The 15,533-nt window shown below is 44.2% G+C and carries 14 protein-coding genes and 1 riboswitch; of the genes, 9 read left to right on the top strand and 5 right to left on the bottom strand.

From position 1 onward, the window contains the following. The 5 genes from V3S16_RS06770 to V3S16_RS06750 all read left to right on the top strand — a co-directional run. A partial coding sequence (locus V3S16_RS06770; protein ID WP_413883913.1) for a SpoIIE family protein phosphatase occupies positions 1-345 on the top strand: 345 nt, incomplete at its 5' end. A gap of 305 nt (positions 346-650) precedes the next feature. Next, positions 651-881: a KH domain-containing protein gene (locus V3S16_RS06765; RefSeq protein WP_413883912.1), complete on the top strand. Its 231-nt coding sequence runs from the start codon at positions 651-653 to the stop codon at positions 879-881. Between the two features lie 125 nt (positions 882-1,006). Beyond that, positions 1,007-1,873 (top strand): response regulator, encoded by an 867-nt coding sequence (locus V3S16_RS06760; protein ID WP_413883911.1) that lies wholly within the window; start codon positions 1,007-1,009, stop codon positions 1,871-1,873. 506 nt (positions 1,874-2,379) lie between these two features. Further along, the gene (locus tag V3S16_RS06755; RefSeq protein WP_413883910.1) at positions 2,380-2,649 is read left to right on the top strand and encodes an HU family DNA-binding protein; all 270 of its coding nucleotides are present in this window, start codon (positions 2,380-2,382) and stop codon (positions 2,647-2,649) included. 618 nt (positions 2,650-3,267) lie between these two features. Then, a complete protein-coding gene (locus tag V3S16_RS06750) occupies positions 3,268-5,037 on the top strand; it encodes a FecR domain-containing protein (protein ID WP_413883909.1) in 1,770 nt (589 codons plus the stop codon). A 220-nt stretch (positions 5,038-5,257) separates the two neighbouring features. On the opposite strand, the gene V3S16_RS06745 is transcribed toward V3S16_RS06750, so the two are convergent. Together V3S16_RS06745 and nrdD are read right to left on the bottom strand one after the other, a co-directional pair. Further along, complete coding sequence (locus V3S16_RS06745) at positions 5,258-5,554, bottom strand: flagellar biosynthesis anti-sigma factor FlgM (RefSeq protein ID WP_413883908.1); 297 nt, start codon at positions 5,552-5,554, stop codon at positions 5,258-5,260. 103 nt (positions 5,555-5,657) lie between these two features. Then, positions 5,658-5,747, bottom strand: a riboswitch (cyclic di-GMP riboswitch). 118 nt (positions 5,748-5,865) lie between these two features. Next, positions 5,866-6,216, bottom strand: a complete 351-nt coding sequence (gene nrdD, locus V3S16_RS06740; protein ID WP_413883907.1) for an anaerobic ribonucleoside-triphosphate reductase — start codon at positions 6,214-6,216, stop codon at positions 5,866-5,868. A gap of 585 nt (positions 6,217-6,801) precedes the next feature. Here nrdD and V3S16_RS06735 point away from each other — a divergent pair. Continuing rightward, entirely contained in the window at positions 6,802-6,981 is a 180-nt protein-coding gene (locus tag V3S16_RS06735; RefSeq protein WP_413883906.1) for a hypothetical protein, read from the top strand. A 569-nt stretch (positions 6,982-7,550) separates the two neighbouring features. Here the strand turns inward: V3S16_RS06735 and V3S16_RS06730 are convergent. The 3 genes from V3S16_RS06730 to V3S16_RS06720 form a co-directional block, all read right to left on the bottom strand. Beyond that, positions 7,551-9,155 carry a hypothetical protein gene (locus tag V3S16_RS06730; protein ID WP_413883905.1) on the bottom strand — a complete coding sequence of 535 codons (1,605 nt, stop codon included), beginning with the start codon at positions 9,153-9,155 and terminating at the stop codon, positions 7,551-7,553. A gap of 295 nt (positions 9,156-9,450) precedes the next feature. After that, positions 9,451-11,340 (bottom strand): RiPP maturation radical SAM C-methyltransferase, encoded by a 1,890-nt coding sequence (locus V3S16_RS06725; protein ID WP_413883904.1) that lies wholly within the window; start codon positions 11,338-11,340, stop codon positions 9,451-9,453. A 93-nt stretch (positions 11,341-11,433) separates the two neighbouring features. Further along, on the bottom strand, positions 11,434-12,558 hold the full coding sequence (locus tag V3S16_RS06720; RefSeq protein ID WP_413883903.1) for a radical SAM protein: 1,125 nt from the start codon (positions 12,556-12,558) through the stop codon (positions 11,434-11,436). 556 nt (positions 12,559-13,114) lie between these two features. Here V3S16_RS06720 and V3S16_RS06715 point away from each other — a divergent pair. From V3S16_RS06715 to V3S16_RS06705, 3 genes are read left to right on the top strand one after another with little or no spacing between them, the layout of a single operon-like run. Then, the gene (locus V3S16_RS06715) at positions 13,115-14,065 is read left to right on the top strand and encodes a GSCFA domain-containing protein (protein WP_413883902.1); all 951 of its coding nucleotides are present in this window, start codon (positions 13,115-13,117) and stop codon (positions 14,063-14,065) included. A 36-nt stretch (positions 14,066-14,101) separates the two neighbouring features. Further along, complete coding sequence (locus V3S16_RS06710; protein WP_413883901.1) at positions 14,102-14,404, top strand: hypothetical protein; 303 nt, start codon at positions 14,102-14,104, stop codon at positions 14,402-14,404. Then, entirely contained in the window at positions 14,397-15,026 is a 630-nt protein-coding gene (locus V3S16_RS06705; protein WP_413883900.1) for a radical SAM protein, read from the top strand. The genes V3S16_RS06710 and V3S16_RS06705 overlap by 8 nt, the downstream gene beginning before the upstream one ends. The last annotated feature ends 507 nt before the right edge of the window (positions 15,027-15,533 follow it).

Raw genomic sequence — 15,533 nt, 5'->3', positions numbered from 1 at the left:
AATCAGGATTTAGAGATCTCTGCCGGAAAGGTCGTCGCGTCACTATACTCCGCCGCCAGTGACGGAGGCAAGGGTGGAGACATCTACTACTTTGGAGTCTGTAAAGGTGACCGAATCACTCGATTAGCTATAGCGGATGTTGTCGGCCACGGGGAGGCCGTCACGGAAGCACCCAGCCCCGAGGATGATCTCTTTGGTAATGAGCGCCTAAAAGATGTCCTTGATGCCAACATAAAAGCCCCACTTTCGGAACTCAGATCGGCAGTCCTCAAAGCGCTGCATCAACATACGAAGAAAGAGCTAACTCATGACGACGTCACCTTAATTGTTCTGGAGATATGCTAGGGATCGGGGTCAAACCTTGATCAGTGATTAATAAACGAATTTGTACCTTCCGGAAACTTAGGGGACTCCCTAAAATTATAACATTCATTGCAGTTACAAGAGGAAACTTATAATTTTAGTGCGTCCCGGAAGTCGCTATCAAAACATAAAGCCCAAAATATTTGCGATTGCCTTACGTTATCGTCAATGATATTGATTCCCTTTTGGTATCTTAAACTCTTTACTGAAAAAACCACGGGAGCATTGAGGGGACTTTTTGTCCTTAATCTTTGTGATTCTTAACAGCCAACAAAAGAGATAGAGCTATGAAAGACCTGATCAAGCGCATTGTGCAAGCATTGGTTGACAATCCGGAACAAGTGGAAGTTTTCGAAGTAAAGACTGAACATGTCTCGGTATTTGAACTTAGAGTGGCAAAAGAAGATATGGGGAAGGTTATCGGGAAAAAGGGCCGGACTGCTCAAGCCATACGGACTATATTAAACGCTGCTTCTGGCAAGCAAAAAAAACACAATATCTTTGAAATTTTAGAATGATCTCGTGGGGAAAAAGGCCCCCAAATACAAGCTTTGTAAACCAAATATTGATTTAGATCGAACAGGTGGAACCCAGTTTCACATAAAGTTCAAAAAAGCATTGTATAGAAAAAGGATTTAGAGCCATGGGAAAAGCACAAGTCTTGATTGTGGAAGATGACAGCACTATCGCAATGGACATCGAAAGCCGGTTGAAGCAGATTGGTTGCGGTGTTACCGCAATAGTGGGTTATGGAGAAGAAGCCTTTGTGAAGGTAAAAGAGAATAAGCCTGATGTGGTGTTGATGGATATAGTGCTTAAAGGTGAGATTGACGGGATTGAAGCTGCTGAGAAAATACGCACCCAATTTGATATTCCGGTTATATTCCTTACCGCTTTCGCCGATAAGGACAGGCTTGAGCGCGCCAAACTTACTTATCCTTTTGGCTTTATTCTCAAGCCATTCCAGAATAAAGACCTTGAAGTCACCATCGAGATGGCTCTCTATATTGCTAAAGCAGATGCCGAGCGCAAGCAGGCCGAGGAAGCGCTAAAAAAACGAACCAGAGAATTGGAACTCAAGACAAAAGGCCTTGAAGAGCTTAACACCGCCATGAAGGTTTTATTGAAAAAAAAGATAGAGGATAAAACAGAATTAGAAGAAAATGTAATGACCAACGTAAAAGAACTGATTGCACCATATTTTGAAAAAATTAAAAAAACCAAGCTGGATGATCACCAAGAAGCTTTTGTGAATATTTTAGAATCAAATCTAAATGAAATTGTTTCACCATTTACTCGAAAACTTTCCCTGAAATATCTAAGGTTAACACCCAAAGAAATCCAGATAGTAAACATGATAAAGATAGGCTATCCTTCTAAAAAAATAGCAAAGATTATGAAGATATCTCCAAGGACGGTTGACACGCACAGAAAAAATATACGAAGTAAGATTGGTTTAGGCCAAAAGAGAGCAAACCTCCGATCCCACCTTTTAGCTCACGAGCAATAGGTATTTTGTAAAATATTTACGATTGCCTTACGTTATCTTCAATGTTATTAATCTGATTAGACGGATTACCGCCCGGATTTATCATATTTTTGGATCTTCCACATCTCGGACTTGTAACGGCATTGCTAATGGCGGGTCTGTTTTGTATTATTAGTAGGAAAAATTGAGCAGAAGCACTTTTATCATATAAATAAGGAGGTTTGATGAAAATAACAATTATTTTTCTGGTAATAATTGGTATTTATTTCTTTTTACAACTCTATATCCTGCCTAAACTTGGCATTTCAACATGAATGCGAGATGCCTGTCAGGTGGCAGGAAACAAAAACCATAACGAAGAACGCAAAATATTAAAGGGATAGCCCATAAAAAGGGTGGATCGAGTCCTGAAAAATACATGATTCCACAACCGTATCTTCTATTGACTCAGTCGATTACCTTGTATTAGTGTAAGCAATATCTGGAATCGTAATGCTTTAACATTTTATCAAAAAAGGAGAAAAAACATGAACAAAGGAGATTTAATCAACGAGGTTTCCAAAGTCTTAACAACCAAAAAAGAAGCTCAGGCGGCCGTGGACTGCGTTCTTTCAAGCATTACCAAGGCATTGGAAAAAGGAGACTCTGTATCACTAATTGGATTCGGCACATTTAAGGTGGTTGACAGGAAGGCTCGTAAAGGCAGAAATCCGCAGACAGGAGAAGAAATATATATTGCGGCAAGTAAGGTGCCAAAGTTTGTTGCAGGAAAGGCTTTGAAGGAAGCTGTGAAATAATTATTTGTTCGTAGGCAAGCTTCATAGGCAGTGGAGATTTGCGGTTCGGGATAGAAATATGGCGCGGTTTATCCGACTCTGAGTCCGGGACCAGCCAAGGCCCCAGAGCCCCTTTGCCCCAAGCAGGACCTCCTTCGGCGTGACATCGCGCGTCACGTCGGAGGGCATTACCCCTCCTTCATCACTCATACAGGCTCGCTCGCCTCCCCAACATTTACATCTCAGATTGGTACCAGCAATCTTCACTTTTAAATAGTTTATCTCCCTCTTTGAAATATTAACATCCATAAGGGCAATACAATATTTTATATTTACCACCCCAAATCATTCATTAATTTCATCCCAATCACAGCCTTTGAATATCCATAAAACCAATAAGATCATGGTTTTTGGTATCCTTGTATGAAAGAAATGTATGAAAAATTATACTGCTGTATACTTTTGTATACGGTTTTCATGGTTTGAACCCTCTGAACCTGTTTCCGTGATATTCGTTATTTATAAACAAATCATAGGGTTATTGGACATTCCCTGTTTTTCGCTTAGTCTGGCATGTTATTTGCTCTCTAAACATTAAGATTGAAGCTCAATTGGGGCAACAAATTGAGGGAGGCCGACATGAAACGATATATTTTTTTAGTGTTACTGGTATCGACATTTTTATTTGGGGGACTGCCGGCAACGCTAACACGGGCAGATGCAGCCGCGGACAGGGGCAAGACCGCACCCCGCGAGGCCCTTCCCGAGGATCTGGAGGATCTGGATGTAAAAGACCATTACATCGATTCTGAGGCGCAGCATGCCGGCATTATCCAGACCGTGATCGGTCATGTGGTGGTACTGCATGAGGATAGCGGACAGGCCTTTTTTGCAGCTGCAGGCGATGCGGTTTTTAAACACGATGCCATTTTCACTTTACAGGACTCCCGCAGCCGCATCAAGTTTACCACTGAAGATGTGATAACCATGGGCGAGAATGCCCGGCTGGGTCTCGAGGAGTACATTGACAACCGTCTAAAGAAGAAGAAAACCTCGATCTTCAATATGCTGCGGGGCAAGGCCATGTTTTATGTTGTGCGGTTGTTCAAATATAAAACCACCTCCATCGTGGTGAAAACCCCTACGGCTGTGGTGGGTGTTAGGGGGACCAAGTTCGGGGTGGAGGTTAGAAAAGAGGGAGATAAAATAGCGGCAAACAAACCTGTATACCTTGCCGATACTTCCGATGCGGGTTTTGAATACCTTTTGGCCCGGACTATCCCCGGGGGGCTGGTGACGGTTACGTATTGTTTTAACGGAGCGTTGGATGTCACGGCGCTGGCCGACAGCACCACGCAAAAAGTTAATGCCAATGAGAGCAGGGTGGCAACCTCGGAACGGGGCGAGAACAAACAACCCACGCCTCCAGATGTAGCCAGGCAATTTGAGTCCGATACAGAGGCTCCTGAGCCTTCTGCGGCCCAAGATGCAGGCACCGGTGAAGGTAAAAAAGATGCCGGCACCGGTGAAAGTATGGTTAATATTGGTGGCGAATCCGGCACCACGAATACTGCTGTGGTCGATAAAGCCGTAATTGTTGTCCAAAGCACAACCAACGTTCAAATAGCAACAGAAAGTACAAGCATCATCAGGCAAGGCTATTTTTCCGGCATGCTTAAAAATCAATCTGGGTTACCTTTGGTCGATGTTTATCTCAGCAGTTCACGCCAGGATTTCAATGCAGCTGTGATCAGAGCTGATGGTCTTGCTAATACGTCGGGCTTTATAGATGGCTACTCTGACGGCGGTTTTAACAATACTAGCCCGAAGCTGAAGCAGGCAAGTGTTGATGGTACACCTGCAAACAGTTCGGATGATAATCTCGGTTATTCCGTAACCAAAGGCGAGCTTGGCAGCAATACATATATGGAATGGGGCTGGTGGTACGTAAGTCAAACTTTTCTTATTGATACCGTTATTCATGATTTGCACAATAAGGGATACTACATTGCCGGTTATCCTACCCCTGATGCTGCGGTGGCCGGGATCAGCGGCACTTACAGCGGGCCTGCCTATGGCACTTATTTTGATACTGCGGGAAGCGAACCCCAGGGTATTGACATGACCGGGACGTTTAGTTGTAATTTAAGTTCAAGCGCAATCAGCAATTTTGCTCTGAGTGTTTCCGGTGGAAATAAATCTGCTTCAATTACCGGTGCCTCCGGAACGCTTAGCGGCAGTACATTTAATATCACCGGCGGAACCGTGACTCTTAACGATTCTTCTCCTGATTATGCAAGTGCGCAAGGATCGCTTTACGGGCCCAACGGCGAATTTATTGGAGGCGCTTGGGGTATGGTGGACGGCTTGAACGGTGCTCAAGGCGTTTTCCAGGGCGCCAAGCAATAAAAAAGTGCAATAATTTTACATTGGCCCATCCTTTTAAAACAAATTCAAAAAGCCCCACTACTGAAGCGGGGCTTTTTTGATAGATCCAACTTGAAAATAAAAACCTAAAGGGGAAGAAATGATCTTATTAAGTGGTCGCTCAATACACGTGGACGGGGAAGTTGACCTCGTCTGCTCTGGTTATTGTTTCAACGTAGTATTTTAGATGAACTACCCGCATCTAATGATCCGTATGGAAAGGTATCAATCTACTTATCTTATCAGCAAGCTCCTTATAGTTTATATCATATCTTCCGGATATAATTTTTTCTTTTAGCTCGGCAACCTTATCTTTCCTAATCGCCGGTTCAGATGCAATGCTTTCCTTTGCTGCCGCAGACAGAATTACTTCTGAGCCATTAGTACTATCCAGATTGTAGCCATGTTCTCTGGAAAATGGTCTTTTACCGTCTTCGGACTTTCTGAATTGTCCGGTCTGTTGTTGCCGCATATAATCGGCAGCATCTTTGATCTTCATGCGATTTTACCAAAATTTGTATTTAGTCAATGTCCTTTTTTGCTTGTGAAATTATGAACAAAAAAACCCGCCTCCGAGAAGAAGCGGGTTGCTATGTTAATGGCCTGGCAACCCCGCTATCTTACCCCGCTTTGCAGGGTTTAGACCGGAAGCTTTGCGCCCCAACCTTTCGGAAGGTTTGCCTTTCAGCAAATCAAATATTTTTTATATATTTATCGGTACGACAAGTAAAAAACTTGATCCTTTTTTTTAATTTGTTCAAAAAAAATCCTCATGGCTTCATATCCAAGCCGCTGAAAAATTACGACCGCCTACCGGATACTGGCGTCAAACATTTTGCGGTCATGAAACTCTGCGAATTTACCATCATTCCACTGGTTCACCGGACGCAAATAGCCGACCACCCGGCTGTAAACTTCACAGTCCTGATAATTTCGCAATGCAGGATCATTACCAAAACAGCCATCGCACTTCATGATAAACTTGTCGGCCTCGGGTTCGTATACGCTCCCCCCATTGATATGGATGCCATCTGTTTTGGGAGTTGCCGTCACTTTGACTTCACATTGGCAGTCGTGACAAGCTCCCTGCCATATCAAACCATCTTTATCCTGATTCGCATCTAGCAGATCGTGCAGTCTTTTCAAGGTCATCATCGCCATATCATTCCTCCTTTAATAAAATCGCTACGCAATTTTATATAACGCGGCTACGCCGCTTCAAAAAATAAATTCCTACACTATCACCCTTGTTGTTTTGTTTACGCGCTTTTATTTGTGAGTTCTTGCCGATTTAAACGAAATTATCCGGCGGCGGAAACGGAACGTATTTTTGAGAACCGCTTTAATTTGTGAGATATCGGTACTCTCACACCATTTTCTGCCAAAATCAGCCTTTAGCTTTCACCATAAAGCAAGAACATATAGTATGTCAATCTCAAATATACCACAATATGTGGATATTTAGGATAAAATCGTGTCACGATTTTATGAAACTCCCGCCCCGCTGTAAGCGGGACGGGATCTAATAAGGGAAAGGCTAAAATTCCTATCCCCGTAGCCCCGCTGGATGGGATTTCCGCTACGCTCCAACAAGCTACGTGGTATTTCGGAATTTTTGCCACAGCCCTTCGGTCTGCCGCACCGCACTTTGGCCTTTTAGAGTGAGGGCGCATGTGTTTAGCTGTATTTTAGCATTACTTCTGAAGAGGATATTTGAGATAAACTACATGGGGGGGCAAATGTATAATGGAGCCATTAGAAGAGATATCTAATTCCAAACTGGTCAAATACAAAGTAAAATTTTCAAAAAGAGAAGACAGAGCCCAAACATTTCCTAAAGTGACGAATACAACTCCAATGCAAAAAAAGTATTTCAACATGGTCGGAATTAAAAATCCGATGAGTCTGGAAAAATTTGTATGGTGAGGAATGCAAAAAGTTAACCCTCTGATTTTTCACTGAATGTTCTTTCTATCTGTTTAATCAGAGCTTCAACTGAGCTTCACGGCGACAACTGCTGGAGCAGTAGACATGACCGCAATAACATTTTCGGCAAATATTAAATCTTAGCTTACAATGTTTGCATTCCAGTTCAATTAGTAACACATCACTGCGCACGCCATCGCCTCCGCTCTTGAAAGCAATCGGAAGCCATGGTATGTAATAATCGTGTGGTGGGCTTCCGTATACTTTACGGTTTGTCCTCATTAAAGGCCTGGAGCGGCAACTTCAGGCCTTTTCCTATTTATAAGCTCCAGGTCTCCCGGAACATAAATGAGCGATGGGTTTAACATATTAGCTGTTGCAAATAAAGCGTATGATTTTATTTGCACGACGCGGCGGGGTATCTTTTTCAAATTTGCAGGGTAAGCTGGGTATTTTTTATTTGGGCGGGGTCTAAGCGGGATATTGGCGGGATATTTCAATTGTTGGAGACCTAACTTGCCAGTATGTCGAAGCGCATGAGTTGCAGATATCATCAATGAAAAACTGGTTTAGGTGTCAAGCTGCCAGTCGGGGTACAGCTCATCCCACTCTTCGTAGATCCTGCCGGGGTCGCGACGCAGATCAAGACGATTCGCTTTTTCATAGGCAGCCGCGGCTTTCTTGAACTCGGCCTTGGATATATTGCCCTGCTCAAGCAGCAACTTGGCCGCTTCAAAGGTCTCTCCTACTTCTCGCGGAGTCACTCTGACAGTACCGGCATCAAATGCCTGCAAGAGCGTATTCCTGAGCGTTTGCGCTGCTTCACCTCTCTTTTGCCCTGGTTTGACAGTGGCGTTTCTACTGAGATAGAACACCCGCGAGCCATCCGATACCAGCCGTTGATTTTCTTCATCCCAGCTAACATTCGACGGGACAAGCAGGATGCCCCGCTTGGCAAGACTCTTGAAATTGACGGCAACCGATTCATACTTTGTATAAGAATCAGGGTATCCTTTCTGGCCTTGAGGTCCGCCGGGACCGACAACAAGCGCCAGGCTGATAGAAATTTGGTCTTTGCGTACTTCCGGCTCAACCTTGTCAAGGCGGCCTTCGAGCGCAGCAACAACCAGCTCCCCCAGATTCTTAAGTCGCCGGGCAACAACCTGCATCTCCGGCTCGCCCGCCCGAACATTCATTTCGTAGACCAGGATGTCCACCGGCTTCCCCGTAACAGGATCTATCGATACGCGGCAGCCCGGATAAAGAATACACGGCCGCAGTATACCTTGTTTTTCCATCTCCTGAACAAACGGTTTAAAAATTTTGTCACCGACCATTTCGATAAGCTCAGGTGTTTCAGCGGGGTGCATACCGATAGCGCCCATACCACCGGTAACAGGGTTATTCTGGCTGGGAGGCCCTTCAAACCGCAAGGGATAATCCATGGCAGTGGGAAGAATGCGAAAGTTGCCCTTGCCGTCAACTAAAGTGGTAAAGCTGATCTCAATCTCGGACTTCCAGGCTTCAATCAAGAGCGGCCATTGATTGTCTCCGTGCAGCTTGCCGTAGTTTCGGCTGTAATCTTTATGCAGTCTATGCCATACATCGATAATATCTTCGACCCGGAAAACAGGCCGGGAGCCTTTGCCGCCGGCACTGTAAGGATATTTTAATACTGCTCCACCGTGTTGGCGGATGAACTCAGTGACCTCCTTTTTAACTTGCTGAAGGTCTTTAGCATCGACCACCTTGAAAGGTGCAACCGGCACACCGGCCCTTTGCATCCATTTTTTAGCTTTAACCTTATCACCTTCAATAAAAGCTGCTTCCTTGGTCAAGCCAATGACCCGATCACCATAACCCGCCTCGATAAGTTCATTAACAAGACCTTCATAAATCAGATCTTCAGGCATGATCACAACACTGTCAATCTCACCGTCTTCAAATGCTTTTTTGATGACAGCGCTGTATTCTTCGACCGTCTTTCCTTTAACAGGGAATATTTTCAAAGACCATTTTTTCTTTCCCCTGACGGCGTCCAATATCGGCCCCATACCAGTCATACCTTTGATTATAGCACCAACAAACTTCTCACTTTCAACGGTCGATACGGTATAGGCACACATACAGGTGCGTCCATCCGGGCCAACAAATCCGATCGTCTTTTTTGCCATAATATTCCTCCCTTTTACGAGACCTTTGCAAAACGCCCTTTTTGTAAGCGTTCACAGGTTCAGGGTTCAGCAGCCTTCGCAACGCTACATCGTGCCAAGGAGTTCAGCCTGCGACGAGCCCTTCGGCTGTGAGACCTGTCGGCGAACTCAGGTCGAGCCGCTCAAGGTCGAACGGCTCCCTTCGGTCTGAGCTCAGGGTCGAAGACAGCCGAGTCGGGTTGCTTTTTCTTTGTTAATCTTTACTAACTAGCCCCGAACCTTGAACCTCTGAACCCCTGAACGGGTACCCCTTTTTTCAAAAGTATTTAGTATTTGGCGATCTGCAAGCCGGTATAGCCAGACTAAGATATTTGTCATTCTCTGCAAACATCAACCTCTTTGTTACCATCATTTTTAAAAACTGCAAGATTTTATCTGGCGGTATCCCTGGGAAACGACCTTTTATACTTTTGATGGAGCGGTGGTGCTCACAGAAAAGGTAAATGGTCCTGGACGTTCCCTCCAGACGGTGGGTTAAGGGTTCGGCCCCGACCCGTTTCTGGCGGATTATCAAAAACTGCCGGCCGTCTCGGTAGCTGAGAATATGCCCGGATGCAGGATTTCTGTGCAATTCGGCATACGATTCTTTCCAGTTTTTGAGCTTGTTTTTAACCGGCTGCCAGAGTTTTTTTTGACGCAGGAGGTCACCACGGTAAGCTTGAATGGTAAACTGCATGGCCCTGTTTATCTTCGGCCCGAATATGGCGGCATAATTGGGGTGGTTGAAGACCGCTTTAAGCCCGAATGCTTTAGGATCCTGCCACACCGGGCTGCCGAGGCCAAGCCAGAATTGTACGGGTTTTAACGGGCGAAACGACAGCGCAAAGTCCAGGCACCGCAGCGTCGCGGCCACATCTTCGTCGCTGCTACCGGGAAAACAAAGTATCAGATTCGATGCATTGACAATACCCAGGGCTTCACAGTGTTTCATGACCTCAAGATTCTCAATGGCTGTAGTACCCTTGTTGAGCCGGTTTAAAAGCCGTGTGCTGAGAGCCTCGATACCGATCTGGACCTCCAGCGTCCCTGCTGCCCGCACGGCTGCTAAAAGACGCTTGGGTGTAGCAGCCCGGATCTCTGCGAACAGGTGCAGGTCTTTTCCCAGCCTGGTGACCCGCGTAAAAATTTCACCCGAGTTTTTCAAAGGCAGCATGTTATCCATAAAAGCCACTGAGAGGGTTTTGTATTTACTAACAAGCTTGTCGATATCAGAAACCGCCTCTGAAGCACTTTTTGAGCGGTATCCGTCCCACTGCAGGTTAAGATTGCAAAAGGCACATCCGGCAAAGCCGGCAGTGCCATGTGATTTTCGCCACCAGCAGCCTCGAGACAGCTCCACAGGTAGGGTTGGGAAAAAGGATTTTTGCGGGCCCAAAGATTCAAGCAGTTCAAAATAGTCATCATAATCCGGGCATTTTTGAGCGGTCAAATCCTCCATCTGGTTGAACGTCACCGGCATATTTTCTTGCGCGGACTTGGCGGTGACGATCCCCGGAACAGGCGGTATGTCCTGAATGCGCCGGGAGTGATTTAAATGATGAACCAGGCGTCCCAGGGGTATCTCGCCTTCACCGTTGATGACAAAATCTATTTCGGGGAAGACCTCAAAAATATTTTCGATCGATTCTCCGGCGAACGTAGAGCCGCCGATCACGATTGCCAAATTCGGAAACCGCTTTTTCATGTGTTTAATAAAGTAGAGGGCAGCGGTGAGCTGGCAAGTGCATATTGAAAAACCTGCAAACCCATATTCTCCCCAGTTGGTGCTGTTGATAAAGGCTTTTGAGACTGTCTCGATCTGAGCTGTCAGTGTCTCAAAGGCTATTTTGCGCAATGCGGGCTGACGGGCGGCCTGTCGCTGAAAAACCTTTTTTATGGATTCGAGTCGTTGCGGGTATAAGAGGGCGCCGTAAACGGTTTCCGCCAGCCATGTCCGCTGAGATACGGCTTGATAAATTTGATAACCAATGGTTGCCGCAATCTTCAAATAAACGTGGTGGGCATCGACCTTCAAGTCCGGAAACTGTGATTTAAGATAGGACTTCAGCGTACCGATTTGAATTGAAGGGCGGTTAAAAAGAGGCCAGGGGGCGGAGATGAGAACAATTTTCTCCAGCAATCCAGAATGTTTGTTGCTTATTGCCACGCTTAATTCTCCGAGCACAAAATGAAATTATCGCCTAAAAGAAACATCTCCATTTTTTAGAAGATCCCTGCAGCAAGCTGTAGGGAGTATAATCTATAACTCAATCTTTGATTTAACATTTCTAAGGTTATTACCGCATTTTTTGCGGCATGTGACCAGCACATCGGATTCCCAAAGATTCTTAAACACTTCTGTGAAAATTTCATCATGCAATATTTTTTCAATAGGTCTGTTTCGTATATTATAGTTATTTAAGTCTTTTCCTGCCATGGTAATGGCTTTAAGCATATTGCCCGGCCTTTGAATATCATTATTTGAGACCCAACAACAAGGTGCTATGTAGCCATTGGCGTCGAGAAATAACCTGTTTTGTTTTGAAGCCTTACACGTGATACCATTTATTGTGGCCAATAAACCGGCGTTTTGTCTTAGAACCTGAATGTTACTTGCTGCCACAGGAGGTACTACGGCCTTTCTTTTGATCTCTTTGCTTGGAATGAGCTCATCTTCAGGGCGAAAAACTAGGGACTTTGCATTGTCAATCCCATGATGGCTTGAGATCGTTGGCTGCTCTAAATGGCGCATATCGCCATCCGGATGCATGTATCTGTATGTACCATCTTTTGGAAAACGAATTGTGTCAATGAGCACGAAATAGTTGAATCCCATCTCACGAGCGATTGCATGGGCTTCATCAACCTGGTGTTGGTTGTGTTTGAATAGAATATAGTGCCAATCTGCTCGAGCTCCACCTGAAATATAGGCTTCGGCGTTAGCCATAATTTTATCCCAGTTTGCGCCGATGCGATATAGATGATTTGTATCTTTTAAACCATCGATATGGAATTCAAGCCAACTCTTTGTTTTGGAAAAAAGCTTGCCAAGTTTCTTCCACCAGGACGGATTCCGCATTGATCCATTGGTTGAAACACTGATTGTGATCCCATAAGCCTTACTTAGCAACTCACAAATTTCGTAAAAATCTCGAGCAACACATGGATCACCAAAATTGCCGCAAAAGTCGATTCTGCTCAGTTTTCTTAGGAAGTTATCAGGAAAATATTCCTTTACATCTTCCAGAAAAAACTGAGCATTTTGGATGTCTTTAACTGGTCGGCAATGGTCAAAGATATCGGTACGAGGACACATTGGACACTTTACATTACAAAGGTCGGTGAGTTCCCAGTGAATCTTATATCCACGGTCTACGTTAAACATAGGGCCTTATTTTAAGAAACAGCCTTAAATTTGTGTGGTATAAATTAAATATGTAAACATTTGATGTAAATATTTTTTGATAGTACATTTCGCGTGTGTGTGTAAATAACAAATTGAAAGGTATGTGTGAAAATCGATAGCAGGGATATAAAGATGTATAACCGCTAAATGTCTATAAATGCCTTGATATAATTATGTTTTTAATGATATCAATAAAAATTGTCCATTTTAGTCTATGTTTTCCCCAAATCTATTTTGGCGCAGGCGGCTAGATGCAGCACATGTGTTATCGGTATGTTAACATATGGTGGTATTTGTGCCGGATGATATTTTTCTGCAGATAAAAATTAATATTAATATAATAAAATTGTATGGTTAATCCTTTTTTTGCTGTAAGCGAAGGGGCGGAGCTATATATAATAGAACAAAGCTGATGAATTCGTAAAAAGTCGAATTCATCACGTTTTAGGTGTTAGGATGTGGCTTTATGCTTTATCCATCTTTTTCGGAGTTTTATCTTGAGAAATAGAGTAGATTATTATAAAAGAAGGACATTATGGCACGTTCAGAAGTAAGTCCCGGTCATGTTTTTGAACCATGGCAGGTTTGGCCGGGGTCCTATAAAAATCCGCCTACGGATGGAAATTATCCTTCACCGGGCAGCCTGGGCTTAAAGATTGTCCAGTCAACACAGATTGCCTCCATGGGTTCCTGTTTTGCCCGGGAGATCAGAAAAGTGCTGCTGAAGGAAGGGTATGCATACATCACTGAGGAGGCCCATAACCCGGCCTCGGTGCACGCCAGTGCCGCCTGGGAAAGAACCTATAACACCTTCTCCATGTGCCAGATATTCGAATATACCTTTGGGCACTGGCAGCCTGACCTGCGGTGGTGGATATCGCCGGTGTCGGGCAAGGTTCAGGATCCTTATCGAAGGATTTTATTGTACGACAGCATTGATGATGCCGAGGCTGATTTTGAACAACATCGCATCCATTCCAGGCGTGCTCTGGAAAAAGCCGAAGTATTTATCTTGACGCTCGGGTTGACCGAAATCTGGCAGGATAAAATTGACGGATCGGTAATCTGTCTCCCTTCTGGTCCCTACGTAAAAGAAGGGGGGGATATGAGCCGATACCGTTTCAGGGTAAGCAGATATAATGAAAATCTGGAAAACCTTGAGCGCATCCATGAAATCATGGCTAAGCACAACCCGGAGTGCCGGCTGCTTGTAACGGTATCGCCGGTGCATCTTTTTGCAACTTTCCGTGAAGAAGCCGACGTAATGACAGCCAGCTGCAACTCCAAGTCTACCTTGAGAGCCGTTACCGACGAGTTTGTCGCCCGTCATGACAATGTCTTTTACTTTCCGGCATTTGAGATGGCCACAATTTACCGCCCCATGATTGATCAACCGATTTTCGCGCAAGGAAAAGAGAATTTCCATGTCAACCAGGACACCGTCGATTTCATTATGAAACAATTTTTCAAAATCTATTCAACATAGTGCAGTTTCTCCCCAAAGGAGTGTAGTTTTCTGAACATGCAAATATATCCCAAGTGCTTGAAAGGCAAACAGAGCTATGTGTCCTACGAAGGTCACTGGTTGCCGTGCTGCTGGCTGCCGAATTTTGGTGAATACTATGCAAATAGCATTTTCAGCCAAGCGGAGTTCGATTTAACCGCACACTCAATAGAAGAAGTAGTAGCCAATGATGCGTTCAGAGAATTTATTAGCATACTGGTAAAAGATCCTGAACGCGCAGCATATACGTGCAAAAAACACTGCAGATATGAAACGGAATCTACAGCAAATGATTTGAATCAAAAAGTAAGCTATGAATGAATATAAATTTGGCGACGGCCTGCATATCGAGCTGACATCAAGGTGCCGACTGTCATGCCCCAACTGTGAGAGGACACGCTTTAAAGGTGAATACAAAATAAGGGATTTGCACTTAGAGCTTGTTTTTCGGCTGGTGGCAAATCCAAAATTTAAGAAAATTATGCTTTCCGGCACTCTGGGCGACCCCATTTATTACCCGCATTTTCCTGAGGTCGTAAAGAAAATAAAACAGTCAGGCAAAGAACTAAGAATTGCTACAAACGGTAGTGGGAAAAAGCTAGAGTGGTGGGAAGAAATATTTAACTTGTTGGATAGTCGTGACACGGTTTGTTTCGGGCTTGACGGTTTGCAGGATACCGCTCATTTATATCGTGTCAACACAAGTTTTATAGAAGTATTTGAAGCCATGAAGCTAGGTGCTGCTATCAACAGGGCGGTGATTGAGTGGCAATTTATTCCTTTTAATTTTAATCAACACCAGATTGAAGAAGCAAAACAGTTGGCGAAAGAATACGGTATAAAGTTTGCGATAATTAAAAGCGGCCGGTTTAGGCCCGACGATCCTCTGCTGCCGGATATTGAATGGCTGCCTGAACCATTAAAGCAAAAAATGATGAACTGAATTCTCGTTGCTTTTCGATAAGTTCTGGAATATATACAATCCGAAAAGCATTTATTTGGCCCTGAAAAACCTGGTCCTTTGGGCCAGGTCAGAGTTGTCCGGCTCTGCCTTGGAGTTTTGTGTCTAAAATCACAAATTCCAAGCACCAAATTTCAAATAAATCACAAATTCCAAGTTTCAAATTCCAAACAAGGGCTAAAACTATTTTTTTTATTCTTTTGTTTGTTATTTGTTTTTTCGGTCATTGGAATTTATTTGTTATTTGTATTTTGTTATTTGGGATTTCCCCTTTTGGTCATTGTTATTTGTTTGATATTTGTTATTTGTTATTTGGAATTTAATTTACTCCATTTGAGATAGGTGCACCCCTATGGGAGTAAACCAAAGCCTGGTCCTCTGGGCCTCCGGCTCCGCTTCCAGCCCGTAGGGCTTACAGGCCGGAGGGTAGAGCCTACGCCTCGGAGAGCCAGGATTCTTTACAAAAAAGGATATATCTATGAAAATAGC

The organism is Candidatus Desulfatibia sp. (assembly GCF_036446775.1).
GTDB lineage: Bacteria > Desulfobacterota > Desulfobacteria > Desulfobacterales > UBA11574 > Desulfatibia_A.
This window is presented reverse-complemented; position numbering and strand designations above follow the sequence as displayed.